Source organism: Citrobacter portucalensis (assembly GCF_002042885.1).
Classification (GTDB): domain Bacteria; phylum Pseudomonadota; class Gammaproteobacteria; order Enterobacterales; family Enterobacteriaceae; genus Citrobacter; species Citrobacter portucalensis.
This window is the reverse complement of sequence record NZ_MVFY01000006.1, coordinates 1-24,131: the sequence shown is the minus strand read 5'-3', so window position 1 is coordinate 24,131 and position 24,131 is coordinate 1. Positions and strand designations below refer to the sequence as shown.

At 50.5% G+C, this 24,131-nt stretch carries 23 protein-coding genes; 13 read left to right on the top strand and 10 right to left on the bottom strand.

Features of this window, described 5'->3' with window-relative positions:
- The first annotated feature begins 404 nt into the window (after positions 1 to 404).
- Complete coding sequence (gene dcuC, locus BZK40_RS10385; RefSeq protein WP_003022136.1) at positions 405 to 1,790, top strand: anaerobic C4-dicarboxylate transporter DcuC; 1,386 nt, start codon at positions 405 to 407, stop codon at positions 1,788 to 1,790.
- A 116-nt stretch (positions 1,791 to 1,906) separates the two neighbouring features.
- Here dcuC and dpiA read toward each other — a convergent pair whose 3' ends face one another.
- Together dpiA and dpiB are read right to left on the bottom strand one after the other, a co-directional pair.
- Positions 1,907 to 2,587, bottom strand: a complete 681-nt coding sequence (dpiA, locus tag BZK40_RS10380) for a two-component response regulator DpiA (protein ID WP_003831279.1) — start codon at positions 2,585 to 2,587, stop codon at positions 1,907 to 1,909.
- The gene (dpiB, locus tag BZK40_RS10375; RefSeq protein WP_008784080.1) at positions 2,556 to 4,217 is read right to left on the bottom strand and encodes a sensor histidine kinase DpiB; all 1,662 of its coding nucleotides are present in this window, start codon (positions 4,215 to 4,217) and stop codon (positions 2,556 to 2,558) included. Before dpiB ends, dpiA begins: the two co-directional genes overlap by 32 nt.
- Before the next feature lie 391 nt (positions 4,218 to 4,608).
- Here dpiB and citC point away from each other — a divergent pair, with 391 nt between their 5' ends.
- The 8 genes from citC to rna all read left to right on the top strand — a co-directional run bounded on the left by citC (position 4,609) and on the right by rna (position 12,263).
- Positions 4,609 to 5,685, top strand: coding sequence for a [citrate (pro-3S)-lyase] ligase (gene citC, locus BZK40_RS10370; RefSeq protein WP_003831277.1), 1,077 nt, complete (start codon positions 4,609 to 4,611; stop codon positions 5,683 to 5,685).
- The gene (gene citD / locus BZK40_RS10365; RefSeq protein WP_003831276.1) at positions 5,682 to 5,978 is read left to right on the top strand and encodes a citrate lyase acyl carrier protein; all 297 of its coding nucleotides are present in this window, start codon (positions 5,682 to 5,684) and stop codon (positions 5,976 to 5,978) included. The genes citC and citD overlap by 4 nt, the downstream gene beginning before the upstream one ends.
- On the top strand, positions 5,975 to 6,883 hold the full coding sequence (locus BZK40_RS10360) for an aldolase/citrate lyase family protein (protein WP_003831275.1): 909 nt from the start codon (positions 5,975 to 5,977) through the stop codon (positions 6,881 to 6,883). Before citD ends, BZK40_RS10360 begins: the two co-directional genes overlap by 4 nt.
- 9 nt (positions 6,884 to 6,892) lie before the next feature.
- Complete coding sequence (gene citF / locus BZK40_RS10355; protein WP_003831274.1) at positions 6,893 to 8,425, top strand: citrate lyase subunit alpha; 1,533 nt, start codon at positions 6,893 to 6,895, stop codon at positions 8,423 to 8,425.
- 3 nt (positions 8,426 to 8,428) lie between these two features.
- Positions 8,429 to 8,983: a citrate lyase holo-[acyl-carrier protein] synthase gene (gene citX, locus BZK40_RS10350; RefSeq protein ID WP_079934604.1), complete on the top strand. Its 555-nt coding sequence runs from the start codon at positions 8,429 to 8,431 to the stop codon at positions 8,981 to 8,983.
- The gene (citG, locus tag BZK40_RS10345) at positions 8,952 to 9,857 is read left to right on the top strand and encodes a triphosphoribosyl-dephospho-CoA synthase CitG (RefSeq protein WP_003831272.1); all 906 of its coding nucleotides are present in this window, start codon (positions 8,952 to 8,954) and stop codon (positions 9,855 to 9,857) included. The genes citX and citG overlap by 32 nt, the downstream gene beginning before the upstream one ends.
- 25 nt (positions 9,858 to 9,882) lie before the next feature.
- The gene (citT, locus tag BZK40_RS10340; RefSeq protein WP_003022114.1) at positions 9,883 to 11,346 is read left to right on the top strand and encodes a citrate/succinate antiporter CitT; all 1,464 of its coding nucleotides are present in this window, start codon (positions 9,883 to 9,885) and stop codon (positions 11,344 to 11,346) included.
- 110 nt (positions 11,347 to 11,456) lie between these two features.
- A complete protein-coding gene (gene rna / locus BZK40_RS10335; RefSeq protein ID WP_003835606.1) occupies positions 11,457 to 12,263 on the top strand; it encodes a ribonuclease I in 807 nt (268 codons plus the stop codon).
- Positions 12,264 to 12,304: 41 nt separating this feature from the next.
- On the opposite strand, the gene BZK40_RS10330 is transcribed toward rna, so the two are convergent.
- Together BZK40_RS10330 and BZK40_RS10325 are read right to left on the bottom strand one after the other, a co-directional pair.
- Positions 12,305 to 12,928 carry a flavin reductase family protein gene (locus BZK40_RS10330; protein ID WP_003022109.1) on the bottom strand — a complete coding sequence of 208 codons (624 nt, stop codon included), beginning with the start codon at positions 12,926 to 12,928 and terminating at the stop codon, positions 12,305 to 12,307.
- Between the two features lie 96 nt (positions 12,929 to 13,024).
- A complete protein-coding gene (locus BZK40_RS10325; RefSeq protein WP_020996552.1) occupies positions 13,025 to 13,855 on the bottom strand; it encodes an alpha/beta fold hydrolase in 831 nt (276 codons plus the stop codon).
- A gap of 275 nt (positions 13,856 to 14,130) precedes the next feature.
- On the opposite strand from BZK40_RS10325, the gene rnk reads away from it, so the two are divergent.
- Together rnk and uspG are read left to right on the top strand one after the other, a co-directional pair.
- Positions 14,131 to 14,541 carry a nucleoside diphosphate kinase regulator gene (gene rnk / locus BZK40_RS10320; RefSeq protein ID WP_003831264.1) on the top strand — a complete coding sequence of 137 codons (411 nt, stop codon included), beginning with the start codon at positions 14,131 to 14,133 and terminating at the stop codon, positions 14,539 to 14,541.
- A 183-nt stretch (positions 14,542 to 14,724) separates the two neighbouring features.
- A complete protein-coding gene (gene uspG / locus BZK40_RS10315; RefSeq protein ID WP_003022101.1) occupies positions 14,725 to 15,153 on the top strand; it encodes a universal stress protein UspG in 429 nt (142 codons plus the stop codon).
- 69 nt (positions 15,154 to 15,222) lie between these two features.
- On the opposite strand, the gene BZK40_RS10310 is transcribed toward uspG, so the two are convergent.
- The 6 genes from BZK40_RS10310 to ahpC all read right to left on the bottom strand — a co-directional run bounded on the left by BZK40_RS10310 (position 15,223) and on the right by ahpC (position 21,872).
- Positions 15,223 to 15,990, bottom strand: coding sequence for a dimethyl sulfoxide reductase anchor subunit family protein (locus tag BZK40_RS10310; protein WP_008784075.1), 768 nt, complete (start codon positions 15,988 to 15,990; stop codon positions 15,223 to 15,225).
- The gene (locus tag BZK40_RS10305; RefSeq protein WP_008784074.1) at positions 15,990 to 16,547 is read right to left on the bottom strand and encodes a 4Fe-4S dicluster domain-containing protein; all 558 of its coding nucleotides are present in this window, start codon (positions 16,545 to 16,547) and stop codon (positions 15,990 to 15,992) included. The genes BZK40_RS10310 and BZK40_RS10305 overlap by 1 nt, the downstream gene beginning before the upstream one ends.
- Complete coding sequence (locus BZK40_RS10300; protein WP_008784073.1) at positions 16,544 to 18,814, bottom strand: molybdopterin-dependent oxidoreductase; 2,271 nt, start codon at positions 18,812 to 18,814, stop codon at positions 16,544 to 16,546. The genes BZK40_RS10305 and BZK40_RS10300 overlap by 4 nt, the downstream gene beginning before the upstream one ends.
- Positions 18,811 to 19,365 carry a TorD/DmsD family molecular chaperone gene (locus BZK40_RS10295; protein ID WP_079934603.1) on the bottom strand — a complete coding sequence of 185 codons (555 nt, stop codon included), beginning with the start codon at positions 19,363 to 19,365 and terminating at the stop codon, positions 18,811 to 18,813. Before BZK40_RS10295 ends, BZK40_RS10300 begins: the two co-directional genes overlap by 4 nt.
- A gap of 223 nt (positions 19,366 to 19,588) precedes the next feature.
- On the bottom strand, positions 19,589 to 21,154 hold the full coding sequence (gene ahpF, locus BZK40_RS10290) for an alkyl hydroperoxide reductase subunit F (RefSeq protein WP_020996553.1): 1,566 nt from the start codon (positions 21,152 to 21,154) through the stop codon (positions 19,589 to 19,591).
- A gap of 154 nt (positions 21,155 to 21,308) precedes the next feature.
- The gene (ahpC, locus tag BZK40_RS10285) at positions 21,309 to 21,872 is read right to left on the bottom strand and encodes an alkyl hydroperoxide reductase subunit C (RefSeq protein WP_002894394.1); all 564 of its coding nucleotides are present in this window, start codon (positions 21,870 to 21,872) and stop codon (positions 21,309 to 21,311) included.
- Positions 21,873 to 22,246: 374 nt separating this feature from the next.
- Between ahpC and dsbG the strand changes: the two genes are divergently transcribed.
- Both dsbG and citR read left to right on the top strand, forming a co-directional pair.
- Positions 22,247 to 22,993, top strand: a complete 747-nt coding sequence (gene dsbG / locus BZK40_RS10280; protein WP_048235899.1) for a thiol:disulfide interchange protein DsbG — start codon at positions 22,247 to 22,249, stop codon at positions 22,991 to 22,993.
- Positions 22,994 to 23,196: 203 nt separating this feature from the next.
- The gene (gene citR / locus BZK40_RS10275; RefSeq protein WP_079934602.1) at positions 23,197 to 24,099 is read left to right on the top strand and encodes a DNA-binding transcriptional repressor CitR; all 903 of its coding nucleotides are present in this window, start codon (positions 23,197 to 23,199) and stop codon (positions 24,097 to 24,099) included.
- Positions 24,100 to 24,131: the final 32 nt, after the last annotated feature.

The window sequence follows — 24,131 nt, the reverse complement described above, 5'->3', positions numbered from 1 at the left end:
GCTTAACAAAAATGCGCAGCTAAAAAATCAGAATAATCCTCAGCCTATAATTTTTAAGATAATTACCCATGAGTTTATTGAGCCATCTAATAGGAACTATTTTCTCTTTATTGCCAATAAATTGTTCTTTCCTGCGAAAAAAGTTAAATAGCATCACAATAAATTAACAATTGATATTCATCATCGCCACAAAACACACACATCAGCGCTGCGCTTCACAGTTTCTTATTGTGAGATTCTTTTTTTAACCACGATGCTGAAAAAACGGCTTAACCATCGCTTGAATCCGTATTTTTATTGATTTTAATCAGCAAGAGTTATCGGTTTATTAGGCACATTCTGTCACCACTTTTTACTTTTTTTAGTTTTTTTACTTTCTGGGCAGCAATGCGACAGGGGAAACGATGTTGACATTTATTGAACTCCTTATTGGGGTTGTGGTTATTGTGGGTGTAGCGCGCTACATCATTAAAGGTTATTCCGCGACAGGCGTACTGTTTGTTGGTGGTCTGGTTTTGCTGATTATCAGTGCGCTGATGGGGCATAAAGTTTTGCCGTCCAGCGCGGCATCAACGGGCTATACGGCAACAGACATTGTTGAATATATTAAAATTTTGCTGATGAGCCGTGGTGGCGATCTCGGCATGATGATCATGATGCTGTGTGGTTTTGCCGCTTATATGACCCACATTGGCGCGAACGATATGGTCGTTAAGCTGGCCTCCAAGCCTCTGCAATACATCAACTCTCCTTACCTGCTAATGATTGCCGCCTATTTTGTCGCCTGCCTGATGTCACTGGCGGTTTCTTCAGCAACCGGTCTGGGTGTATTGCTGATGGCAACACTATTCCCGGTCATGGTTAACGTTGGGATCAGCCGTGGCGCCGCAGCGGCCATTTGTGCCTCCCCTGCTGCAATTATTCTTTCACCAACATCCGGTGATGTGGTGCTGGCGGCAAAAGCTGCGGAAATGCCGCTGATCGATTTCGCCTTTAAAACCACGCTGCCAATTTCCATTGCCGCCATCATTGCTATGGCGATTGCCCACTTTTTCTGGCAGCGTTTTCTGGATAAAAAAGAGAACATTTCTCATGAAATGTTAGATGTGGCTGAAATCACCACGACTGCCCCGTCATTTTACGCCATTCTGCCGTTTACCCCGATTGTTGGCGTCCTGATTTTTGATGGTAAATGGGGTCCACAGCTGCATATCATTACGATTCTGGTACTGTGCATGCTCATCGCGGCTATTCTGGAGTTCGTACGTGGGTTCAATACCCAAAAGGTTTTCTCTGGTCTGGAAGTCGCTTACCGTGGCATGGCGGATGCCTTTGCTAACGTGGTGATGTTGTTAGTCGCTGCGGGTGTTTTTGCCCAGGGCCTGAGCACAATCGGCTTTATTCAGAGTCTGATTTCTATCGCTACCTCGTTTGGTTCGGCGAGCATTATTCTGATGATGGTGCTGGTGATCCTGACTATGCTGGCGGCAATGACTACGGGTTCCGGTAACGCCCCGTTCTATGCCTTCGTTGAGATGATCCCTAAGCTGGCGCATTCCTCCGGCATTAACCCAGCTTACCTTGTTATCCCGATGCTGCAGGCGTCAAACCTTGGACGCACAATCTCCCCGGTCTCCGGCGTGGTGGTTGCTGTTGCTGGTATGGCGAAGATTTCTCCGTTCGAAGTGGTGAAACGTACCTCGGTTCCGGTTCTGGTTGGGCTGTTAGTTGTGATTATCGCAACTGAAGTGATGGTACCAGGCTCTTCTTCAGCCGTCGTTGGCGGCTGATACTCAGAGAAATGTAGGCCGGATAAGGCATTCACGCCGCATCCGGCATTTCGATTGCAACGTTGCCGGATGTCGATGCTAAAGCATCTTATCCGGCCTACGTCAGAAATCAGCATTTAGCCGCCGTGATAGATACGCTGCGGCCTACCCACCTTACCATGAATAATCTCCGCAATAATCAAATGTCGGCTGGCACAGTACTCCAGGTAACGTCTGGAAGTCGTTCGGCTGATAGTGAGCGCCTGGGCGATCGTTTCTGCTGTATGGTGTACCGTCGGATCGGCAAATAATTTCAACACTGCATTCAGCGTTAAGGCATCAATCCCAGTCGGTAAATCCCCTTTCGGCTCGCCCCGCGCGTAGGCATTAAACATCTCATCTATCTGCTTTTGACTGGCGCTATCATTACCCGCCAACATGCGTCGACGCTGTTGATAACGCGTCAGGGTCTGCCCCAGTCGCTCGTAGGCAATGGGTTTGACCAGGTAATCAAACGCGCCGCTGCGCACAGCTTCGGAGACTGTTTCCATGTCGCTGGCCGCCGTGGTAAACACCACACCGCCCGGATAACGCGCCTGGGTTAGCTCATGCAATAAGGTAATTCCCTTGCCGTCCGGCAAGTAGTTATCGAGCAGAATCAAACCGGGCTTAAAACGCTCAATCATCATCCTCGCCTGCGCAAGATTACCCGCCAGCCAAATCTGGCTGAAGCCGGGTATATGGCGGATATATTCAGCATGCATTTCCGCCAGTAGCGTTTCATCCTCAACGATCAATAGCGTTAATGGTTCCGTCATTGTTTTTTTTCACTTTCGGAAGAAATAAAGAAAATAAGGTGCCGCAGGGGGAGTTATCTTCGAGGGTAATCACCCCGTCACAGCGCCTCACATAACTAGCAATAAGATACAAACCGATGCCATGTTCACCTGGTTCATCGGTACGGGTGCTCACACCCTGTTCAAATATTTTTTCACGCAATGCTTCCGGCACACCGCATCCCTGATCGGCAACTTCGATGATCACGTCATCCCCTTCATCGCTCAAATAGAGTTCGACGACCTTGTTGCCTTGCTGGGTGCGCAAGCTCGCTTCAAATGCATTATCAAGCAGATTGCCAACAATTGCTGCAAACTCTGTGCTATCCAGCCCCTCGGGGAGTTGATGCAGTTGGCTGCCCGGAACAATAGTCATGGTGAGACCCAGTTCCCGCGCGCGCTGCACCTTGCCAAACAACAGACCGGCTACCTGACGATCGGCAAACGCGCCGCGCAGGCTGTCAATCAGTTGCTGTTGCGCCTGGGATTCCCCCTGCACCATGGCCAGAACCTTGTCATACTCTTTCATTTGCAGCAGACCATTGATAGTCGACATCCAGTTCAGATGCTCATGACGCAGCGTCCTCAGGCTCTCTACATACTGTTTGATTTGCGTTAACTGCGCATTAAGAGTAGCAATTTCATCTTTACTACGAAAACTGATGATTGCCCCAAGCAGTTCGTCACCGGAGCGAATCGCCTCACGGTTGGCGATAACGCTCAGTCCATTAAAGTTGACCATCGCGTCCTGTCGTTTTTCCGCAATCTGTTGGGTGAAAAAGTCCGCTGGCTGAACCACCTCACTCACTGGTTTTCCAAGCCACTTTCTCCCAGGTGAAGACAGCCCCAGCATTTTCCTCGCACTGCGGTTTATTGCGGTGATATATCCATCAGGATCCACGGCAATCAATCCTTCATATACCGAGCTGAACAACGCTTCCTGCTGACGTACCACACGCGCAATTTGTTTCGGTTCCATACCCAACATCTGCCGACGAATATGGGCAGCGAAAAACCAGGAGAGCAGCATAAGTACCAGCAACAGGAGGATAAACACGCCGGCCATCGGAAGTAAGAAGTCCGATCGCCAGCTATCGATTTTGCTGATCAGATAACCAATTGAGACTACGCCAATGATTTTGCCATCGTCATCAAAGATGGGCGTTTTAGCGCGCATTGCCATCCCGATGGACCCTTTACCGGTAATAAAGTAGCTCTCGCCTTTTTCCAGCGCACCGGGTTTGGTGAACTGCATCGGATAGCCAATCTTTTCCGGGTTCGGATGATATAGACGAATGGAGTTGGTATCCCCGATAACCACATAGTCGAAGTCAGTTCCGCTCTGCAGTTTGTCGGCAATCGTCGCCAACCGCTTGTAATCACGATGCTTAACCGCCGTGATGATACTGTCGTTAGAGGCGATGATTTTGGCCTGATTCATTGCCATATCGCGGACATGCGTTGCCAGATAATCTTCAAAGCTGGCGGTGAAGTATTGTGCCAGGGCGGCAATGATAAAAACAGAAACGACCAGAATGAGCAGAAAGATACGTAAAGGAAACGCCAGACTGCGGAAAAAAGGAAACCGTGTTTTATTTTTCTGTTCTGCCATCACATTTTTCCTCACCGACGTTAACTAAAACTAATTTCTCATTGTAGTTGTAATTAAAATGTTCTATTTACACGTTATGGTATAAAACAAGATCGTTGCAGATTCCCCACCTTAAATCAATTAAACAAATTAAAACCACACCTTATTTTAGGGTTAAATTAATTAAAAAACTTAAAACCATAAAACACATTAAAACCTTCTAACTTATTGTGAAATAAATCAAAAATTACCTCCAAAATACCCCTTACGATGTATGCAGCAGGGAAAAAAAGAAATACTCCGTAATAAAAAACCATTCCCTTCAATTGCAAACAAAACGTTATCAGGTTGCTAAACAGAGCAACAAAAACAGAAACCCAGTAACAAATATAGCATCGGGGCTCTATTCACTATGTTCGGTAATAATATATTCACGCAAGTTAAACGCTCAGAAAATAAAAAGATGGCGGCTATCGCGCAATTTCTGAAAGAGAATGATTTGAGCGTAGATACGACCGTCGAAGTATTTATCACCGTCACCCGTGACGACCGTCTGATTGCCTGCGGTGGTATCGCTGGGAATATTATTAAGTGTGTCGCAATCTGTGAATCTGTCCGCGGCGAGGGTTTAGCGCTGACGCTGGCGACTGAGTTAATCAACCTTGCCTATGAACGTCATTGTACGCACCTCTTCATCTATACCAAAACCGAGTACGAATCGCTGTTTAAACAGTGCGGTTTTTCTACGCTCACCAGCGTTCCCGGCATTATGGTATTGATGGAAAACAGCACCACACGTCTGAAACGTTACGCCGAATCACTGGCAAAACAGCGTCATGATGGGAAAAAAATTGGCTGTATCGTCATGAACGCCAACCCCTTCACCAACGGACACCGTTTTCTGATCCAACAGGCGGCCGCGCAATGTGACTGGCTGCATCTGTTTTTGGTGAAAGAAGATACCTCACGTTTTCCGTATGAAGACCGCCTGGATCTGGTGCTTAAAGGAACAAAAGACATTCCACGTTTAACCGTGCATCGCGGTTCGGAGTACATCATTTCCCGCGCCACGTTCCCGTGTTACTTCATCAAAGAGCAGAGCGTTATTAACCACTGCTACACCGAAATAGACCTGAAAATCTTCCGCCAGTATTTGGCTCCGGCTCTCGGCGTCACGCACCGCTTCGTCGGTACTGAGCCGTATTGCACCGTCACCTCCCAGTACAACAACGATATGCGTTACTGGCTGGAGACCCCAACGCTTCCCGCCCCACCGATTGAACTGGTGGAAATTGAGCGGCTGTGTTTCCAGGAGATGCCGATTTCCGCCTCCTGGGTGCGCAAGCTGCTGGTTAAAAAAGATCTCACGGCTATCGCATCCCTGGTCCCTGACGCCACGCTGCAGTATCTGCAAAGCATGGTTGAGCGAGCCTCATCGGGTGCGGCAGTCCGCCAAAATACCCCCGCATTAGCAACAGGTGAAAAATGAAAATAAACCAGGCAGCCGTCGCAGGCACACTCGAGTCCGGTGATGTGATGATTCGTATCGCCCCACTCGATTCGCAGGATATTGACCTGCAGGTTAACAGTAGCGTCGAAAAGCAGTTCGGTGATGCCATCCGGGCCACCATTCTGGACGTTCTGTCCCGCTACAACGTACGCGGCGTGCAATTGAATGTTGATGATAAAGGCGCACTGGACTGCATTTTACGTGCGCGACTGGAAGCACTACTGGCCCGCGCTGGCGGTATTCCGGCACTGCCATGGGAGGATTGCCAGTGATTTCCGAATCTTTGCAACAACGTAAAACTCGTACTCGCCGCAGCATGTTGTTCGTACCGGGCGCCAATGCCGCCATGGTCAGCAACTCGTTCATCTATCCGGCAGATGCACTGATGTTCGACCTGGAAGACTCCGTCGCGTTGCGTGAAAAAGATACCGCTCGCCGCATGGTGTACCACGCGCTGCAGCATCCGCTGTATCACGACGTTGAAACCATCGTGCGTGTAAACGCCCTCGACTCCGAATGGGGTATCAACGACCTTGAAGCCGTGGTACGTGGCGGTGCTGACATTGTACGTTTACCGAAGACCGATACCGCGCAGGATGTCATCGACATCGAAAGCGAAATTCTGCGTATCGAAAACGCCTGTGGCCGTGAGCCAGGCAGCACCGGTCTGTTAGCCGCCATCGAATCGCCGTTAGGCATTACCCGCGCGGTAGAAATTGCCCATGCTTCCGAACGTCTGATCGGTATTGCCCTGGGTGCGGAAGACTATGTACGTAACCTGCGCACTGAGCGCTCACCGGAAGGTACTGAACTGCTGTTTGCCCGCTGCTCTATTTTGCAGGCTGCACGTTCTGCCGGTATTCAGGCGTTCGACACCGTGTATTCCGATGCCAACAACGAAGCGGGTTTCCTGCACGAAGCCGCACACATCAAGCAGTTGGGTTTTGACGGCAAATCGCTCATCAACCCGCGCCAGATCGAACTCCTGCACAACCTGTACGCCCCAACGCGCAAAGAGCTGGCTCACGCCCGTCTGGTTGTGGAAGCCGCTGAAGCCGCTGCTCGCGAAGGTCGTGGCGTAGTTTCCCTGAACGGCAAAATGGTCGACAGCCCGGTTATCGAGCGCGCCCTTCTGGTTATCTCCCGTGCAGAACTTTCCGGCATTCGCGAAGAATAAGGCAAAAAAATGACGCAGAAAATCGAACAGTCTCAACGCCAGGATCGCGTGGCGACCTGGAGCCGTCATGCAGAAAGTGAGCTTTCCGCTTATCAGAGCACCGCAAAAGTAGAATTGCAGGCGCAAAAACCGCGCGACAAAAAGCTGTGCACTAACCTGGAAGACGCTATTCGTCGTTCAGGTTTACAGGATGGTATGACTATCTCTTTCCACCACGCTTTTCGTGGTGGCGATCTGACGATTAACCTGGTGATGGACGCCATCGCCAATATGGGCTTTAAAAATCTGACGCTGGCCTCCAGCTCTCTGAGCGACTGCCATGCTCCGCTGGTTGAGCACATCCGTCAGGGCGTGGTTAGCCGCATTTATACCTCCGGTCTGCGTGGCCCGCTGGCGGAAGAAATCTCACGTGGCCTACTAGCCGAACCGGTACAAATTCACTCCCACGGTGGCCGTGTGCACCTGGTGCAAAGTGGCGAGCTCAGCATTGATGTGGCGTTCCTCGGCGTGCCGTCCTGCGACCAGTTTGGCAACGCCAACGGTTATACCGGTAAAGCGTGCTGCGGCTCACTAGGCTATGCCCGCGTAGACGCCGAAAACGCAAAACAGGTTGTCCTGCTGACTGAACAGCTGCTGACCTATCCGCATAACCCGGCCAGCATTACGCAGGATCAGGTAGATCTGATCGTGCAGATCGATCAGGTCGGCGATGCGGACAAAATTGGTGCCGATGCGACCCGCATGACCACCAACCCGCGTGAACTGTTAATCGCCCGTAGCGCGGCTGAGGTCATTGCTAATTCCGGCTACTTCAACGAAGGCTTCTCACTGCAGACAGGAACCGGCGGCGCCTCTCTGGCCGTTACGCGTTTCCTGGAAGACAAAATGCGCAGCCGCGATATCCGTGCCGACTTCGCGCTGGGCGGCATTACCGCTACCATCGTTGACCTGCACGAAAAAGGCCTGATTCGCAAACTGCTGGACGTTCAGAGTTTTGACCGTAACGCCGCAGAATCGCTGGCCCGCAATCCAAACCACATTGAGATCAGTGCCAACCAGTATGCCAACTGGGGCTCAAAAGGCGCATCCGTCGATCGTCTGGACGTCGTGGTGCTCAGCGCGCTGGAAGTTGATACCAGCTTCAACGTCAACGTACTGACCGGTTCTGACGGCGTACTGCGCGGCGCATCCGGTGGTCACTGCGATACCGCGGTTGCCGCTGCGCTGTCTATCATCGTCGCGCCGCTGGTTCGCGGACGCATCCCGACCCTGGTTGATAACGTGCTGACCTGCGTAACCCCAGGCTCCAGTGTTGACATTCTGGTCACTGACCACGGTATCGCCGTCAACCCTGCACGTCCGGAACTGGCAGAACGTCTGAAAGAAGCCGGTATGAAAGTGGTGTCCATTGAATGGCTGCGCGAACGTGCACAGCAGCTCACCGGTCAGCCACGCGCTATCGAATTCACTGACCGCGTGATTGCCGTTGTGCGTTACCGCGATGGTTCAGTGATTGACGTTGTGCATCAGGTGAAGGAATAAACCATGCACTTGCTCCCTGAATACGCCACCCAACACGCGGTTTCCATTCCCGAGCTGCTAGCCAGCCGCGATGAGAGACAGGCAAGGCAACAGGAGTGGCTGACACGCCACTCTGCGCCGCTGGTCTCGTTTACCGTCGTCGCACCGGGTCCGATTAAAGACAGCGAATTAACTCGTCACATCTTTAATCATGGCGCAACCGCCTTGCTCGCGTTGGCGAAACAATCCACCTGGATTGTCAGGGAGCAAACAGCGCTGGTTTCTGCCAGCGGTCCAGAAGGTCTTTTGTCTATTGAGGCTCCGGCCCACGACCTCAAGCTCGCCACGATTGAACTTGAGCATTCACACCCGCTGGGACGGCTATGGGACATCGATGTCCTGACCCCTGAAGGGGAAATTCTGTCCCGGCGTCATTTCGCACTCCCTGCCCGCCGCTGTCTGCTGTGCGAGCAAAGTGCTGCCGACTGTGCGCGGGGTAAAACCCACGCGCTTTCCGACTTACTCACTCAGATGGAGGCACTGCTGCATGATGCCGATTCCCGCAACATCAACCAATAACGCAGTCCTCCCTCTGGATCTGCCTGATGCTTACGCAACGCTTGCGTGGCGCGCCATGTTGACTGAAGTCAACCTGTCGCCCAAACCCGGTCTGGTAGATCGTATTAACAACGGCGCGCATAAAGATATGGCGCTGGAAGATTTTCATCGCAGCGCTGAAGCGATTCAGTCATGGCTACCACGTTTTATTGAGTATGGGGCGTTTAGCGCACAGCTGTCGCCTGAAGATGTATTGAAAGGACTGCGTCCGCTGGGCATGGCCTGCGAAGCCGATATGTTCCGCGCCACCGCCGGGGTGAACACCCATAAAGGGAGCATCTTTTCACTGGGACTGCTGTGCGCCGCCATTGGCCGCCTGCACCAGCTCCAACTCACTGTTACCGCTGAAACCATTTGCTCTACGGCAGCAACATTTTGCCGTGGCCTGACCGAGCGCGAACTGCGCCAGAACAATCAACAACTCACGGCTGGCCAACGTCTTTATCAGCAATTGGGATTAACCGGCGCACGGGGCGAAGCCGAAGCGGGATATCCGCTTGTCATCCAGCATGCCCTGCCGCACTACCGCGCACTGCTGACTCAGGGCCGCGACCCTGAACTGGCGTTACTCGACACATTATTGCTGCTGATGTCTATCAACGGCGACACCAACGTGGCTTCACGTGGCGGCGCAGAAGGTCTGCGTTGGCTACAGCAGCAGGCCACCGCCCTGATGCAGCAAGGGGGGATTCGTACCCCTGCCGATCTCGAATATCTACACCAGTTCGACCAACAGTGCATTGAACGCAACCTCAGTCCCGGAGGCTGCGCCGATCTGCTGATCGTCACCTGGTTCTTAGCTCAGATTTCACAAGTTCATCATTATCACAATTAAAGATCCTTTCCGGAGAATCACACACATGTCTTTAGCAAAAGATAAAATATGGAAGTTATTGGCCCCCCTGGTCGTCATGGGTGTCATGTTTCTAATCCCCGTCCCTGATGGAATGCCTCCACAGGCCTGGCACTACTTTGCCGTGTTTGTGGCGATGATCGTCGGTATGATCCTGGAGCCAATTCCGGCAACAGCGATCAGCTTTATCGCCGTAACGATCTGCGTTATCGGCAGCAACTATCTGCTGTTTGATGCTTCAGAACTGGCCGACCCGGCGTTTAAAGCGGGTAAGCAAGCGCTGAAATGGGGTCTGGCTGGCTTCTCCAGCACCACCGTGTGGTTGGTGTTTGGTGCGTTTATCTTCGCACTGGGTTATGAAGTCACCGGTCTGGGTCGTCGTATCGCGCTGTTCCTGGTGAAATTCATGGGTAAACGTACCCTGACGCTGGGCTATGCGATTGTTATCATCGACATTCTGCTGGCACCGTTTACTCCATCTAACACTGCGCGTACCGGTGGCACCGTATTCCCGGTTATCAAAAACCTGCCGCCGTTGTTTAAATCATTCCCGAACGATCCTTCCGCGCGCCGTATCGGTGGATATTTGATGTGGATGATGGTCATCAGTACCAGCCTGAGTTCCTCGATGTTCGTGACCGGCGCTGCGCCTAACGTGCTGGGTCTGGAATTCGTCAACAAAATTGCCGGTATTCAAATCAGCTGGTTGCAGTGGTTCCTCAGCTTCCTGCCGGTCGGTATTATTTTGCTGATCGTTGCTCCGTGGCTGTCATACGTTCTGTACAAACCAGAAGTTACTCACAGTGCTGAAGTTGCCGCTTGGGCCGGTGATGAACTGAAAGGCATGGGTAAACTTACCCGTAAAGAGATAACGCTGATCGGTCTGGTACTGCTCAGCCTGGGCCTGTGGGTCTTCGGTGGTAAACTGATTGATGCAACCGCAGTGGGCCTGCTGGCTGTCTCCCTGATGCTGGCGCTGCACGTTGTACCGTGGAAAGACATTACCCGTTATAACAGCGCATGGAACACTCTGGTTAACCTCGCCACGCTGGTCGTTATGGCGAATGGTTTAACCCGTTCAGGCTTCATCGACTGGTTCGCCAACACTATGAGCACGCACCTGGAAGGCTTCTCGCCTAACGCGACCGTGATCGTTCTGGTGCTGGTGTTCTACTTTGCTCACTACCTGTTTGCCAGCCTTTCCGCTCACACCGCCACCATGCTGCCGGTTATTCTGGCCGTCGGTAAAGGTATCCCGGGCGTGCCGATGGAACACCTGTGTATCCTGCTGGTACTGTCCATCGGTATCATGGGCTGTCTGACTCCGTATGCAACGGGCCCTGGCGTTATCATCTACGGCTGTGGTTATGTGAAGTCCAAAGACTACTGGCGTCTGGGTGCTATCTTCGGCGTTATCTACATCTCCATGCTTCTGCTGGTCGGCTGGCCGATTCTGGCAATGTGGAGCTAATCATCCTGGTTCACGCCTGATGAAAATGATGCCAGTCAGCTAAACCTGACTGGCATTTTTTATGATTAAATAGATGATATTCAGAATTTATATAAGTATCCGAAATCATCATGACATCAACATGGCGTTATTCTTCGTTGCTGGCGGCACTCCTGCTGCCAGTTTCTGCGGCTCAAGCCGATGAACTTCAGGCAAAACAGTACGCTGATTTTGACAGCTACGTGCTGGCCCTCTCCTGGCAAACCGGATTTTGTCAGAGCCAACATGAGCGTAATCGTCAGGAGCCTGACGAATGTCGTCTGCAAAAAGAGAGCGCAGACAAAGCGGATTTTCTGACCGTTCACGGTTTATGGCCCAGCCTGCCTAAATCCATTGCTGCCCGTGGAGTAGACAATCGCCGTTGGATGCGTTTTGGCTGCGCGACTCGTCCTATTCCCAACCTGCCTGAAGCCCGCGCCAGCCGTAAATGCGCGGCCCCCGAAACCGGGCTGTCGCTGGAAAGCGCGGCAAAACTCAGCGCCGTAATGCCCGGAGCTGGAGGAAGATCCTGTCTGGAACGTTACGAGTATGCCAAACATGGCGCGTGTTTCGGTTTTGATCCCGACGCGTACTTCGGCACGATGGTACGGCTGAATAATGAGGTTAAGAACAGCGAGGTGGGCAAATTCCTGGCGGAAAACTACGGCAAAACCGTCAGCCGTAACGCATTTGACGCCGCCGTTGCCAAAAGCTGGGGCAAAGAGAACGTCAAAGCAGTGAAGTTAAGCTGCCACGGCAATCCGGCGTATCTTACGGAGATCCAGTTATCCCTGAAAGCCGACAACATCAACCAGACGTTATCTGCCCAGTCATTCTTACCGCAACCGCATCCGGGTAGCTGCGGTAAACAGTTTATTATCGACAAAGTGGGATACTGAAACTTGCGACCGACGCTGCGAGCTGACGTCGGTCCGTAAACTTAGCGTTTTGCACGGGCGTCCGGGCGAACTAAATCAAAACGATGTGTTTCACTGATCGAATAATACGCCGTTGGCCCACCTGCACGCAGTACCGGTTTCGCTTTCGCCGTCTGATAGATGCCGTCTTCCAGGAGCGTTTCATCTATGTGAATGCCTACCACTTCCCCCAACACCAGCCAGGTATCAACCGGTGAGCCATCAGCGGTAGTCAGTTGCAGGCTTTGCGATAAGCGACACTCAAAATTGACCGGGCTTTGCGCCACGCGCGGCACGTTGACTATCCGGCTATCTGCCTTGCTAAGCCCGGCGGCAAAAAACTCGTCCTCACCGTGCGGCAAGCTGGCTGACGTTTCGTTCATCGCAGTGGCCAGCTCAAGAGTCGTCAGGTTCCAGACAAATTCACCGGTTTCGATAATATTCTGCACGCTGTCTTTCCAGCCGCTGCTGGCGAAACCGATAATCGGCGGATGATAGTTAAAACAGTTAAAGAAACTGTATGGTGCCAGATTGTGCCGACCGTTGCCGTCACGCGACGCAATCCAGCCAATCGGGCGGGGTCCAATAATGGCATTTAGCGGATCATGCGGTAAGCCGTGTCCCTGTGACGGTTGATAGAAATACATAGCGTTCCCTGTTGAAGTTAACGTCAGCGCAGCACAAATTATGCTTCGCTCATCCCCCTGGAAAAAGAAGATCAGCGTAGAACAATCTGCCAACGATTACGACTGAATAAAGTTGAGTAGGTCACCGTTGATCTGTTGCTTATGGGTGGTGCAAATGCCATGCGAGCCGCCGACATATACCTTCAACTGCGAGTCCGGCAGTATTTCCGCCGCGACTTTTCCGCAGGTTTCAAACGGGACAATCTGATCGTCATCACCGTGGATCACCAGCGTCGGGATGGTCATCTTTTTGAGGTCTTCACGCAGATCTGTTTCCGAAAACGCATGAATGCAGTCGTACAACGCTTTGATGGACCCTTGTAAGCCCTGTTCAACAAAACTTTCCCGTACAGCTTTCGACTCTTTCGCGCCAGGACGATTGTAACCATAGAATGCAGCGGTCAGCTCATAGAAAAAGGCGGCGCGATCGTTCACAACCCCCTCACGGATGCCATCGAATACCTCTTTCGGCACGCCATTTGGGTTAAAGTCAGTCTTGATCATAATGGGTGTCACCGCGCCAATTAACACCGCTTTTGCCACCCGCTGCGTCCCATGCCGGCCAATATAACGAGCAACTTCCCCACCGCCGGTAGAGTGCCCAACATGTACGGCATCTTTAAGATTGAGATGCGCGGTAAGTTCAGCCAGGTCGTCAGCATACTGATCCATATGATGTCCATCCCAGGGTTGGGCCGAACGCCCATGTCCGCGCCTGTCATGGGCGATCACACGAAATCCTTTCAATCCAAGGAACAGCATTTGATCTTCAAACGCGTCTGCCGTCAGCGGCCAACCGTGACTAAACACAATAGGTTGTCCACTTCCCCAGTCTTTAAAATGCAAATAGCTGCCGTCTTTCAAGGTAAGTTTGTCGTACTGGCTCATGAGATCTCCTGTCGCGGAACACTGAGTTGTTTGACGCGCCCGCAGCGAGCGCTTAAAAAGCATAATGCAAATTGGAGAACGATCACGTTTTTCGGCTAAAATCACACCATACGCGACAAAATTGATGATTTACCTGAATGTGAACTAAATCACTTCAAACATGGGGTAAGTCTCAGTATCATCATAAAAGCTAAACCCTTGCCGCCTGACGGTGAGGGTTTTCTTTTGGGATTATTTACCTGCGCACCCGCAGTTTCGACGACATGGAGTAATAAATGTCCAGACCAACTATCATCATTAACGACCTCGATGCGGAACGCATTGACCGCCTGTTGGAGCAACCTGCGTTTGCTGGTTTACCGATTGCCGACGCCCTTAACGCCGAGCTGGATCGTGCCCAAATGTGTTCTCCAGAAACCATGCCGCACGACGTCGTGACCATGAACAGCCGCGTGAAATTCCGCAATCTGAGTGATGGCGAAGTCCGTGTGCGTACCCTGGTGTATCCGGCTACTATGACTGACAGCAACACACAGCTTTCGGTAATGGCACCTGTCGGCGCTGCACTTCTGGGGCTGCGCGTTGGTGATACCATTCACTGGGAATTGCCAGGCGGGACCTCAACGCACCTCGAAGTTATCGAGCTTGAGTACCAGCCTGAAGCTGCAGGCGACTACCTGCGCTAACTCTGTCTTATCAAAGCCACTCGCTTTATCTTACAGGGGATGCATCCGCATCCTCTTTCCGGTTAGATCTCCCTGCTCCTCGCTTTCTTTCCTGTTCGCAAAACATAAATCTGTGTCGTGACTGACAGAATCATTTTTAATACTATGCTGTTATGTGTTCATGTAATGACAAGGAGAATGTTTATGTACAACACAATCATAATGCCAGTTGATGTATTCGAAATGGAACTGAGCGACAAGGCTATTCGCCATGCAGAATTTCTGGCCCAGGATAAAGGGGTTATCCATCTGCTGCATGTGCTGCCAGGCTCAGCGAGCTTAAGCCTGCACCGCTTTGCAGCCGATGTCCGCCGTTTTGAAGAGCATCTGCAACACGAAGCGGAAACCCGTCTGCAAACGATGGTCGGTCACTTCAGCATCGATCCTTCCCGTATTAAACAACATGTCCGCTTTGGCAGCGTCCGTGACGTGGTCAACGAGTTGGGTGAAGAGTTGAATGCGGATGTCGTTGTCATTGGGTCGCGTAACCCATCAATCAGCACCCATCTGCTCGGCTCAAACGCTTCCAGCGTTGTTCGACACGCGACTTTGCCAGTGCTGGTTGTTCGTTAACAGCCACTGATTTGCTAAAGAAAACCCCTGCCAGGTTAACGCCTGACAGGGGTTTTTATTACCTCACGATTAATACAAATGGCCGATATTCACGATGGAGCTGATCGTATCGCCAAAAAACGTCAGACGGCTCAGGAATACGCCAACAAACAGCAGGGCGAAAAGCGCTTTTGCGCGACGCTCGCCCTGACGGCTAAGCACAAAGGCCACCGCCAGACACACCAGACTCGCCAGATAAAGTGGCGACGTCAGCCAGGCATGCGCCGTCATCTGCATGATGGTGCCACCGCTTAGCCAGATAATGGGTGCGGCGATCATGACTGCCATACACACGGCAATCCCCTGGCGCAATGCAGCAACGGCAGGTGCGAGGTTAAGCAGTGGAATCGCAGCACACCCCATCACCCACACCGTGATGAAGAACAACAGCATTGTCAGACCGTTGGCGATCGCCACCATTGCCGGGGCGGCATAGGTCATCCCCTGTACCGCCACCAGCGCGATACCGAGAACAGAGGCCAGAACAGCTGGTGCTTTGTGCCCTTTTGCCAAAAACGTCACCCCGACAGCTGCACCGTATAAAGTGGCGCCCAGAATCTCTCGGCTCAGCCAGGCGTGCTGCAGGTTGATCAAGGCATCGTAGGCGCGATCCGGATGCGCAAGGTGTAATATCGCCGCCACGGACGCCGCCGCCAGAACCAGTCCACTTACCAGCCAGTACAGGCGCTTGCTCTCCAGTTTTCCTTGCAGCACACGCAGCGTCAGAATGAGCGTGATCCCAACCGACATTTGGCTTAATACGGTAAAAATGACCAGAGGAAGTTCATACTTTTCCATTACTTGGCCTCCGGCTGCTTTGGTTGACGCGCAAGGATAAAACGCGTGCCAGGATTAAGCTGCGGCATACGCGGGAATCCCGGCGGATACTGCACCGCATTATCAGGTATAGGATCGGCATCCAGATCGATAAGCGTCAGCGCACCTACCGGACAGGCATTCACGCACGCCGGCTGCATGCCAACATCAAGACGCTCATAGCACATGCTGCATTTTTCCGCTTTTTTCGTCTCTTCATTAAAGCGCGGCGCACCGTATGGACAGTTGCGAATACAGTTTTTGCATCCGATACAACGTTCCGGGTTATGCACTACAACGCCATCCTCACGTTTGGTGTACGCCTCTACCGGACAAGCTGCCAGGCAGGCCGGATTTTCGCAGTGGTTACAGGCCAGCGAGTAGAACGCTCGCTCTTCATGCGGATAAATTTCTTTATCCAGCGGGTAGACGTAGCGCCAGAAACGTTCTGGCTCCAGCTGGTTAAAACTCTTACACGCCATCGCACAGCCACGGCAGCCGATACACTTATCGCTATTAACTAAAAACGCGCGCCTCATGCCGCTGCTCCTTTATCGATCAAAATGATGTCCGCAAACTGACTATGGATGGCCGCACCTGGCGCACCAGTTTTCATCAAGCCCATATCGGCCGGAGTATCCGCCACAACGTTTTGAACGTTGTATTTCCGTTTCGGGAACCACGCCTCGTACATCACCAGGAAATCCTCCGGAACGTTAGCGGTTACCTTCGCACGTAACTCCACCTCACCTGCGGTGTTAAACACTTTCACCAGGTCATTTTCAGCGATGCCTCTTTTCCCGGCGGAAACCGGGTGCATATAAACAAACGGTTCAGGATAGAAGACCTGCATCCAGTCAAGGTTGATGAATTGGGAATGGATACCGAACTGGACATGCGGCGTAAACAGGTGGAATGGCAACGTGCTTTTTGCCTCCGGTTTGTATTCCGGCAGCGCCGTATGACCATTTTTCTCACACAGCTCAGATTTGAACTCAAACTTTCCAGAGGGCGTTTTAAACTTACGGTCATACCAGGCCGCAGAACTTGGCAGAATGGCTTTTTTCGGCCCTTCCAGTAAATCATCCCAGGAGGAGATACCAAACATTTTGGCCATTCCGTCATTGAACTCCTGGTCCAGCCAGCGCTTATGATCGAACTCCTGCGGGAATGTGCAAGAACCCGGCTCCAGCTTGTTGATTGTGCGGGAAAGTAAAACGGCGATTTCCAGATCGCATTTTGCCTCATACATTGGCTTAATTGCAGGCTGGTTGATTGAGAGCCAGTAGTGCCAATATGAGGCGTCTACGTTCCACTCTTCAAAGGCTGTGGTGACAGGCAAAACGATATCGGCATGCTGGACGGTCTCGTTAAAGAATTGGTCGGCGCACACCACCATTTCCAGTTTTTCGAATGCTTTTTCCATCTTGCTGCGATCAAAATCCTGAGCAAACGGGTTCTTACAGGCAACCCAAAGCATTCGGACAGGCGGCTCATTGGCTTCCAGAATTCCCTTTGCGGTCTGGTTGATATTCAACGAGCGATCGGAATACTGTGCGACTTCCCCCGCAGAACCAAACTCGCTGGTTGTGCCCGCCGCCCCCGGCATCCCGATAGAGCCTACCGGTGGCTTCTGCAACATGGCATTGTAGTTAAAGCCCCAGGTATGCAAATGACCGTAGCGAGCGCCACCGCCCTCAATGCCAATATTGCCGGTCATTGCCACAAAGGCATCGATCGCCCGTACGTTAGCGCCGCCGTTGACATGGCGCTGCATGCCGTAGCCAATCCACACGGTAGCAGGGTTAACCGCGGTAAATTCTTCCGCCAACTGGCGAATAACATCCGCCGACAGCCCGCAAATCTCAGATGCCCACTCTACGGTAACGTTATTACGCAAATACTCTTCAAATTCAGCATAGCCATGGGAATAGTTGTTAACGAAATCCTGATCAACCAATCCTTTGTCCACCAGGTGGCGTGCCATGCCCAGCGCCAGAGCGCCATCTGATCCTGGGCGAACGCGTAAATAGAGATCGGCTTTCGCAGCGGTTTGGGTTAACAGTGGATCGATAACGACCACTTTTGCGCCTTTTTCCCGCGCCTGATAGATGTACTTCATGGTGTGCATAGAGCACCAGGCCGGGTTAGCGCCCCAGATAATAATGTATTTGGCTTTCACCATATCTTCCGGGTCGTTACACCACATGTCGCCCATGTCGTAGTTTTGCGCGTCGATACCGGCTGGCCAGCAAGGTGTTCCGGCAAAACGGGTGGTGTAACCCAGTGAAGACATCATCCCTTCAACGGCATAGTTCAATACACCAAATTTGCCTGAGTACTTGGTCAGCGCCAGACCCAACATTGAACCATCTTTCTTTTTAATCTCCAGCATCTTGGTCGCAATGCGCTGCATTGCTTCATCCCAGGAGATACGACGCCAGTTACCGCTGCCGCGAACATCCTGAACCATCGGATATTTAATGCGGTCTGGGCTGTATACCCTACGTGGATAGCTCAATCCCTTCACACACGGAGTTCCATGCGTAAACGTTGATTCAGGCGCGCCTTCCACAAAGGTGATGACGTCATCCTTCACCCAGGTTTTCAGGCTACAAGTGTCATAGCAGTTACGTGGACAGGCGTTACGATAGATTTTGTAGGTTTTGGGATTAAACGGAATTGGCGGTTGCGCCAATGCACAGCGTGAAGTCAGCAATCCCCCTGGCAGGGCAGCCACCGTTCCAAGGGCAATCAACCCTTTCAAAAATGAACGTCTGTTCAGAACTCCCGGTCCATTACTCATATTGATACTCTCGTGTTTAATTCATCAAGCCAAAAAGACAACCTTTCCGCGACGTTTTTCAACGTAACGGTTTGTGCATTTATATGTATTTTTTCTATATACGCGGGCATCCACATCGATATATACTCAATTACATATCGAGTCATAACGATCTGGTATTCTGCTGATATCCTGGCATTAGCCGATAATAAAACTGCTAATTCCAATACGCAGGAAATATGATCATCCGGGATATTATTTACATGGTTTATAGATAGACCTATATTTGCCATGAATTCCCGAATGCTTAAGGTTGATTTACCCATTACGAGGGCATCTTCTTCAAGGTATACCGAAGCGAACGGCGGGGCTTTTAGCGTCTGCGGCCCAACAAATAGTGCATTGAAGTCGTACTCCGCCTCCAGCCACTCCTGCTCTGTTAGCGTTGAGGCATTTGTATCTAAAGCTGAATAAGCCGCTTTCAGCGTGTAACTATCGTGAGAGATAAAAAAATCACGTAACAATAACCCTGTCGATTCAAAGATCGTCAGGGTTTCATATATTTCACCCATGAATTAACCAACCATTTATTCACACAACAAATGAAAAAATAATGCAGGTTAATATAATAAAGATAACGCCCTCTCTTTCTTTGATGAAAATAATGATCAGGCTAATTAAGTGAATGTTTTAAACGGTTTATTGTTTCAAGAATTGACAATTTAAGTGTATGGAAATAAAAAACCGCCAGCGGATGACTGGCGGTTTTGGCATTGCAGGTGAGTCTTACTTTTTTTATGCTACTGTCGTGCGAATCAGATAATCAAACGAACTTAACGAGGCCTTCGCGCCTTCACCTGTCGCGATGATAATCTGCTTATACGGTACGGTGGTGCAGTCACCGGCAGCGAAAACGCCTTTCACGCTGGTTTCGCACTTGGCATCGATGATGATTTCACCCATACGGTTACGTTCAACGGCACCTTCCAGCCAGTTGGTGTTCGGTAGCAGCCCAATCTGAACAAAAATACCGGCCAGTTCCACATTGTGAACATCGCCGCTCACACGGTCACGATACTCCAGGCCAGTAACTTTGCTGCCATCGCCTTTCACTTCTGTCGTTTGCGCATTCAGAATGATGTCGACGTTTTTCAGACTGCGAAGCTTATTTTGCAGCACCTGATCGGCCTTCATTTCAGGAGCAAACTCCAGCAGCGTCACATGTTCAACAATACCTGCCAGGTCGATAGCCGCTTCAACGCCGGAGTTACCGCCGCCAATCACCGCAACACGCTTGCCTTTAAACAGCGGGCCATCACAGTGAGGGCAGTAGGTTACGCCTTTGGTGCGATACTGATCTTCACCCGGAACGTTCATGTTGCGCCATTTCGCGCCGGTGGCGATGATAATGCTACGTGCTTTCAGCACCGCGCCGGAGGCCGTTTCAATCTGATGCAAACCGCCTTCCTGCGCTGCTGGAATGAGTTTGCTCGCGCTCTGGCTGTCAATCACATCGACATCATAATCATCAACGTGTGCTTTCAGCGCGCCTGCCAGTTTCTGACCTTCAGTTTTCGGTACTGAGATATAGTTTTCAATATCAACAGTATCAAGGACCTGACCGCCAAAACGTTCGCCCATCAGACCGGTGCGAATGCCTTTACGTGCAGAGTACACCGCTGCCGCCGCACCTGCAGGACCAGAACCGACAATCAATACGTCATAAGCATCGCGCTTATTCAGCTCTTCAGCCGCACGTTTTTCTGCGCCAGTATCCACTTTCGCCACGATCTCAGTCAGCGTCATACGCCCCTGACCGAACTCTTTGCCGTTCATAAATACCGCCGGAACACCCATCACGTTACGATCGGTGATTTCGTTCTGGAAAGTACCGCCGTCAATCGCCGTATGTTTGATACGTGGGTTCAGCACCGCCATCAGGTTCAGCGCCTGCACCACGTCCGGGCAGTTATGGCAGGAAAGTGAATAATAGGTTTCAAATTCAAAATCACCGTCGAGATCGCGGATCTGCTCCAGCAACGTCTGCGCCTCTTTTGACGGATGGCCACCGGTCCACAACAGCGCCAGCACCAGAGAGGTAAACTCATGGCCCAGCGGAGAACCGGCAAAACGCGGCCCCTGGTGAGAACCGGGATTGGTAATCAGGAACGATGGCTTACGCACCGCCAGAGTATTGTCTTCTTTGAAGGTGACTTTTTCTGACAGTTCAGCAATTTCAGTCAGCAGTTCCTTGATTTCTGCCGATTTAGCGCTGTCATCCAGCGTCGCAATCAGCTCAACAGGTTTGGTCAGTTTCTCAAGGTAAGCCCTGAGCTGGGTTTTCATATTTGTGTCGAGCATTCTTCTTCCCTCTCTGAAAACATCATCATGCAAGCCGATTTTGCGGGACTGCATTAATGCAACTTGCGTCATGGTGCTGGAATGAAACAGGCGCAAATTTGCGCCTGTGGAATGCCGGATGCACTACGTTTATCCGGCCTACAAACTATGCGACTTAGATTTTACCAACCAGGTCCAGAGATGGCGCTAAGGTTGCTTCACCTTCTTTCCATTTTGCCGGGCAAACTTCACCTGGGTGGGAAGCGACGTACTGTGCTGCTTTGATTTTACGCAGCAGGTCAGACGCATCACGGCCGATACCTTCAGCAGTAACTTCGATTGCCTGGATGATACCCTGCGGGTCAACAACGAAGGTTGCGCGGTCAGCCAGACCTTCATCTTCACGCATGTTGTCAAAGTTACGGGTCAGGGCGCCAGTCGGGTCGCCGATCATCGCGTATTTGATTTTCGCGATGGTTTCAGAGCTGCTGTGCCATGCTTTGTGGGTGAAGTGGGTGTCGGTAGACACGGAATACACATCTACGCCCAGTTTCTGCAGTTCTTCGTAATGGTCTGCAACGTCACCCAGCTCGGTCGGGCATACGAAAGTAAAGTCAGCCGGGTAGAAGAAGAAGACGCTCCAGCGACCTTCGGTATCTTTCTCGGTTACTTCGATGAACTCACCGTTTTTGAACGCCTGGTTTTTGAAAGGTTTAATTTTGGTATTAATCAAAGACATCTGTACTTCCTCCGTGTTTTCGTTGAGAGATAAGTTAACGAAAATCTCTTCGCAGGGCTAATGCGTTTCCTTTATCAAATCAATAAGCGTTAACTAACAACCCACTCAAACTCATGTTGTGAACCTAAAGATAAAAGTAAAAAAGGCCCCCTTTGCAGGGAGCCTCATTACCCGAGCTACCCGCAGGTAACGTCAGTGCCAGCAGGGCTGGCTATGTGTTGCGCTCTACATTACCTTAACAAAGGTCGTAACAGCGATGGGGATTACATCACCCAACTAAAGAAAGGGCAATCGACAGACCGTCGATCTTACCTATGGCTGTGATAGGTTTTGCAATTAAGCCCACTTTCCTGCTGATTTTATAAGGAAAATCAATGTTTAAACGCACCTTACTCTTAACTCTTCTCCCCGCTATCGTGCACGCAGAGGAGCTCCCTGCCCCTGTTAAAGCCATTGAGAAACAGGGAATTACCATCCTGAAGCCCTTCGACGCACCGGGTGGAATGAAAGGCTATCTGGGAAAATACCAGGACATGGGGGTCACTATCTATGTCACGCCTGACGGTAAACATGCCATCTCCGGCTACATGTATAATGAAAAAGGCGAAAACCTCAGTAATGCGCTCATAGAAAAAGAGATCTATGCCCCTGCCGGACGTGAGATGTGGCAGCGAATGGAAAAAGCGTCGTGGATTCTGGACGGGAAAAAAGAAGCCCCGGTCATCGTTTACGTGTTTGCCGATCCCTTCTGTCCTTATTGTAAACAGTTCTGGCAGCAGGCGCGCCCATGGGTAGATTCCGGTAAAGTTCAGCTGCGTACGCTGCTGGTTGGCGTGATCAAGCCCGAAAGCCCGGCAACCGCTGCTGCAATCCTGGCATCCAAAGATCCGGCCAAAACCTGGCATGACTATGAAGCATCCGGCGGGAAAATGAAGCTGGAAATCCCGGCTTCAGTCCATCCAGAACAGATGAAAGTACTGAATATCAACCAAAAACTCATGGATGATTTAGGTGCTAATGTGACGCCCGCGATCTACTACATGAGCAAAGACGATACGTTACAACAGGAAGTGGGATTACCCGATAAAGATAAATTAAATATTATTATGGGAAATAAATAAAGGTAACAGAATGAGTGATTGTTATGGTTCTCATTTCAATCACTCTTTAAAATGTATTTTTATCGTAACCATCAAGCAATCTGTGTTATTTTAGTTTAAGTTAATTATTCATTAAGCCATAAACATAAACTCTAAGAATGATTAGAATTTAAATTATTCAACAATTGAATTATCCTATACATTACCATCACAGGAAGGTATGCATGGCTAACCTCTATGACCTCAAAAAATTCGATCTTAACCTGTTGGTAATTTTTGAATGTATTTATCAACATTTGAGCATCAGTAAAGCTGCGGCAACACTGTATATCACCCCTTCAGCCGTCAGCCAGTCATTACAGCGACTGCGTACACAGTTTAACGACCCCTTGTTTATTCGCTCAGGCAAAGGCATTACGCCTACGGTCACAGGGGTAAACCTTCATCTTCACCTTGAAAAAAATCTCAATAATCTGGAACAAACCATCAATATCATGCACGGTTCCAGCCTGAAAAATAAATTCGTCATCTACAGCCCACAAATTACAACCAACCTGAATGTGACATCTTTAATTAATAGCCTCAGAGAAAATTCAGATATTGAAATTGAGCATCATGATATATTAATGTCAGCAGAAACGGCCGAAAACATCCTTGCCTATCGTAAAGCCGATCTGGTGATTACAACAACGCCAGTTCACAATCGTTCTATTGTATGTACTCATTTCAAGACTATTGACTGTGTTTTAGTGTGCAGTGGCAACCATCCCAGAATAAATGAAACGAGCACACTCGAACAAATTCAACAAGAGCAATTTACATATTTTTCCTCTGAAGATCAGGGCATTAAAGATTATCGTTCCCGTGCAAGCGAATCGATGGCATTCCATAAAGTAGGTTTTAGTAGCGACTCCTTACTCTCGATTGCTAACGTTATCGCCAGTACGGATATTATTGGTGCACTCCCCAGACAAATTTATGAAATTTATCAGCCAGCATTGAAATTTAAAGAAATTAAAACCGATTTTGAATTACCAAAAGTAAAATTATTCATAATGTATAACCGGGCATCATTGAATAACAAAGCCTTCGCAGAATACATAAGCAAACTATCCTTGGATAGTTAAGGATAACATGATTAAAAGCACATTATAATTCA

What these genes read in the sequence shown, in the direction of transcription:
- citT (WP_003022114.1), top strand. Translation starts at nt 9,883, where the DNA reads ATGTCTTTAGCAAAAGATAAAATATGGAAGTTATTGGCCCCCCTGGTC.
- BZK40_RS10330 (WP_003022109.1), bottom strand. Translation starts at nt 12,928, where the DNA reads ATGTATTTCTATCAACCGTCACAGGGACACGGCTTACCGCATGATCCG.
- citD (WP_003831276.1), top strand. Translation starts at nt 5,682, where the DNA reads ATGAAAATAAACCAGGCAGCCGTCGCAGGCACACTCGAGTCCGGTGAT.
- dcuC (WP_003022136.1), top strand. Translation starts at nt 405, where the DNA reads ATGTTGACATTTATTGAACTCCTTATTGGGGTTGTGGTTATTGTGGGT.
- BZK40_RS10310 (WP_008784075.1), bottom strand. Translation starts at nt 15,990, where the DNA reads ATGGAAAAGTATGAACTTCCTCTGGTCATTTTTACCGTATTAAGCCAA.
- dpiA (WP_003831279.1), bottom strand. Translation starts at nt 2,587, where the DNA reads ATGACGGAACCATTAACGCTATTGATCGTTGAGGATGAAACGCTACTG.
- BZK40_RS10295 (WP_079934603.1), bottom strand. Translation starts at nt 19,365, where the DNA reads ATGGGTGAAATATATGAAACCCTGACGATCTTTGAATCGACAGGGTTA.
- rna (WP_003835606.1), top strand. Translation starts at nt 11,457, where the DNA reads ATGACATCAACATGGCGTTATTCTTCGTTGCTGGCGGCACTCCTGCTG.
- BZK40_RS10325 (WP_020996552.1), bottom strand. Translation starts at nt 13,855, where the DNA reads ATGAGCCAGTACGACAAACTTACCTTGAAAGACGGCAGCTATTTGCAT.
- citG (WP_003831272.1), top strand. Translation starts at nt 8,952, where the DNA reads ATGATGCCGATTCCCGCAACATCAACCAATAACGCAGTCCTCCCTCTG.
- BZK40_RS10300 (WP_008784073.1), bottom strand. Translation starts at nt 18,814, where the DNA reads ATGAGTAATGGACCGGGAGTTCTGAACAGACGTTCATTTTTGAAAGGG.
- citF (WP_003831274.1), top strand. Translation starts at nt 6,893, where the DNA reads ATGACGCAGAAAATCGAACAGTCTCAACGCCAGGATCGCGTGGCGACC.
- rnk (WP_003831264.1), top strand. Translation starts at nt 14,131, where the DNA reads ATGTCCAGACCAACTATCATCATTAACGACCTCGATGCGGAACGCATT.
- BZK40_RS10305 (WP_008784074.1), bottom strand. Translation starts at nt 16,547, where the DNA reads ATGAGGCGCGCGTTTTTAGTTAATAGCGATAAGTGTATCGGCTGCCGT.
- dpiB (WP_008784080.1), bottom strand. Translation starts at nt 4,217, where the DNA reads ATGGCAGAACAGAAAAATAAAACACGGTTTCCTTTTTTCCGCAGTCTG.
- uspG (WP_003022101.1), top strand. Translation starts at nt 14,725, where the DNA reads ATGTACAACACAATCATAATGCCAGTTGATGTATTCGAAATGGAACTG.
- citC (WP_003831277.1), top strand. Translation starts at nt 4,609, where the DNA reads ATGTTCGGTAATAATATATTCACGCAAGTTAAACGCTCAGAAAATAAA.
- citX (WP_079934604.1), top strand. Translation starts at nt 8,429, where the DNA reads ATGCACTTGCTCCCTGAATACGCCACCCAACACGCGGTTTCCATTCCC.
- ahpC (WP_002894394.1), bottom strand. Translation starts at nt 21,872, where the DNA reads ATGTCTTTGATTAATACCAAAATTAAACCTTTCAAAAACCAGGCGTTC.
- citR (WP_079934602.1), top strand. Translation starts at nt 23,197, where the DNA reads ATGGCTAACCTCTATGACCTCAAAAAATTCGATCTTAACCTGTTGGTA.
- ahpF (WP_020996553.1), bottom strand. Translation starts at nt 21,154, where the DNA reads ATGCTCGACACAAATATGAAAACCCAGCTCAGGGCTTACCTTGAGAAA.
- dsbG (WP_048235899.1), top strand. Translation starts at nt 22,247, where the DNA reads ATGTTTAAACGCACCTTACTCTTAACTCTTCTCCCCGCTATCGTGCAC.